Genomic DNA, 2,769 nt, shown 5'->3' on the forward strand with positions numbered 1-2,769 from the left:
GCCACCAGCTTGACGATCTGCTCCAGGGTGGTGGGGCGGGCCACCTGGTCCACTACGATGGGGTTGAGCTGGGTGATGTCGTTGACGGTTTCTGCTGCATGGGGGCTCAGCGCTGCGCCGAGGGCACAGCATAAAAGCAGGGCGGTCGCGAATCTCATGTCGCCGTGTCCATCCTTGGTGGTGGCGCGCCGCGGGCTTGGGCGCAAGTGACGGCAGAATAGCGCCCCGACCAGCCCATGACCATGGGGAAAACGACGGCAGGGGAGGTCGGCATCGACCGCCAAGGCCGATGCCGGACGGAGCTTAGAGCGCAGGCAAACCCAGGCTGGCGGCGCATTGCTCCAGGGAGCGCTGCTGGGTCTGGGCGTAGAGCTGCAACTCATCCAGGGTGGCGCGGCCCAGGGCCGTTTCGAAGGCCTGGCGATTGGAGTGTGCGGCGTAGTGGCTCTGGCTGTCGTCCCCCAGGTTGGACTGGAAGATCCCGGCGGCGCTGACCGGCAGGAAGTCCTCATACACCAGGGGTTCGGCCCTCAGGTGCCCGGCCGCCAGCAGCGCTGGCAAGGTCGTGGGGCGCTGGGGCTGGTTGCGCGCCGCCAGCCCGGCGTCGCTGACGAAGTAGCGGAAATAGGCCAGGCCCTGTTCGCGCATGGCGTCGTGGTTGTCGGGGAATTCGTCGAAGTGCGCCTGCATCAACTGGTTGTAGCGCTGGGCGTTGCTCTCGCTGGGGAAGTCTCCCAGGGCGTCGCGGGCCGCGTTCAGCAGGCGGTCGTAGAGGGCCCGGCCCTTGGTCGTCAGTGCCGCGCCGCGTTGCTCGATCTCGCCGAAGCGGGCGCTGTGGCTGCCCTGGCGCAGGTCCTGGTCGGTGAAGGCCACGCTTTCCTCCAGGGCCTTGAAGCTGGTCTGGCGCAGCAGGATCGGGCATGCCCGGCGTGGCGGGCCCTCGATCACCGCCTTGGGGGTGATGCCGTGCTCGGGCATCAGCCGTTGCACTTCATCGATATCCAGGGTGCGCGGGGTCAGGTGGTTGATGTGCGGGCCCTTGAAGGCCACCACGTCGGCGATCAGCCGGTGCTGGGCACTGAGGCTGGCGTACTGGGCGGCGGTCACCGTGGCGTGGTGGTGCCAGCGGAAGGTCTCCAGGGCTTCCTGGATGAACCGTTGGGCATCCTGGTCATCCAGGCCGCCTTGGGCGTGGGCCTGTTCGATCAGTTCCAGCACTTTGGGGGTGAAGATCGAGCGCTGGGCCAGTACCTGTTCGGCAAAGCGCCGCAGTTCGAGGTTGTCGATCAGTTCCAGGCGCAGCAATGAGGTGAAGACCCGGAACGGGCTGACGTGCAGGGCCTCTTCATGCACCGCGCGAAAGGCCGTGGAGTGCACCGGCACTCCGGCCGGGGTCAGGTCGTAGTAGCCCACCGGCTGCATGCCCATCACCGCGAACAGCCGGGCCAGGGTCGCCAGCTCGGCGGCACTGCCGACACGGATGGCGCCGTGGCGCTCCAGGTCCAGGCGCTGCAGTTCGCCGCTGTGCTGCAAGTGCCGGGCAATGGCCGGCTGCTGTTCCAGGACCTGGGCATTGACCTGGGCCACCAGCTCCATCAGGGCGCCGTAGAGGGGCACCTCCTCACGGTACATATCCGACATCGCCCGGGAGAATCCCTGGCGGATCAGATCAGGGCTGACGAAGTGCTGGTTGCTCATGGACAGGGTTCCCGTGGCAGTGGATCGAGGCATGAAAAGGGCGGGGCGGCCTTGATTCTGCTGAGGGCTGGCGGGGCTGACAAACGAAGTTTCCTCTGAACTTCATTCTGCAAATGAATGCATGGCGCACGGCCCCGCTCCGGCTGGCGGGAGCCAGGAGCTTGAGCGCCGCAGATTCCCGCCGTGCGGGCCCGACCGGACCCGGGCAGGGCGTGTACACTGATGGCGCTTTGATCCCGTGCTGATAGACTTTCACCGGTTGATGGCTACCCGCTCGATCCACCTTTTCCATCGCTGGACGGAGGCGACTTGGCCCCTGCGCAGTACACCAGAGGGAAGGGACTGTCACTGGCCAGGAGGCTTTACACCTCGCGCACCCTGGGCCTGGCCCTGGGCTTTTTCTGCGTCGCCACGGGCATGTCGCCGCTGCAACCGGCGCCCTGGGTCTGGGGCTTCATGCTGTTCAACGCTTTTATCTGGCCGCACCTGGCCTATCAGTGGGCCCGATGGTCCCGGGTGCCGTTTCGCGCCGAGTACCGCAACCTGTTGGTGGATTCGCTGCTGGGCGGGTTCTGGGTCGCGGCCATGCATTTCAATCCGCTGCCGCTGGCCACCACCCTGGGCATGATGGCGATGAACAATATCGCCCTGGGCGGGGTGCGTTTCTTTCTGGCCGGCTGTGTGGCCCAGGCCTTGGGCATTGGCATCGGCCTGTGGGTGTTCGGGCCGTCGTTCATGCCCCTGACCACGCCGCAGCAGCTGTATGCCTGCCTGCCGATGCTGACCCTGTACCCGATGGCGCTGGGCTACATCTGCTACCAGCAGGCGGTGACCCTGGGCCGGCACAAGCGCGAGCTGCTGGCCCTGAGTCGTACCGACAGCCTGACCGGGCTGCTCAACCACGGCGCCTGGAAGGACCAGCTGGAGATCGAGTTCCAGCGTTGCCAGCGCCAGACCCATGGCGGCGCCATCGCCCTGATCGACATCGATCACTTCAAGGCCATCAACGATACCTACGGCCATGTGGCCGGGGATGTGGTGCTGCGCCAGTTGAGCAAGATCCTCAAGCAG

2 protein-coding genes are annotated in these 2,769 nt (G+C 66.2%); one reads left to right on the forward strand and one right to left on the reverse strand.

The window, feature by feature from the left end:
- Window positions 1-303: 303 nt before the first annotated feature.
- On the reverse strand, window positions 304-1,698 hold the full coding sequence (gene hglS / locus BLX41_RS02005; RefSeq protein ID WP_123723557.1) for a 2-oxoadipate dioxygenase/decarboxylase HglS: 1,395 nt from the start codon (window positions 1,696-1,698) through the stop codon (window positions 304-306).
- Between the two features lie 309 nt (window positions 1,699-2,007).
- On the opposite strand from hglS, the gene BLX41_RS02010 reads away from it, so the two are divergent.
- On the forward strand, window positions 2,008-2,769 hold a 762-nt coding region (locus BLX41_RS02010), incomplete at its 3' end, for an MASE2 domain-containing protein (protein ID WP_259744327.1).

The organism is Pseudomonas protegens (genome assembly GCF_003732485.1).
Classification (GTDB): Bacteria; Pseudomonadota; Gammaproteobacteria; order Pseudomonadales; family Pseudomonadaceae; genus Aquipseudomonas; species Aquipseudomonas protegens_B.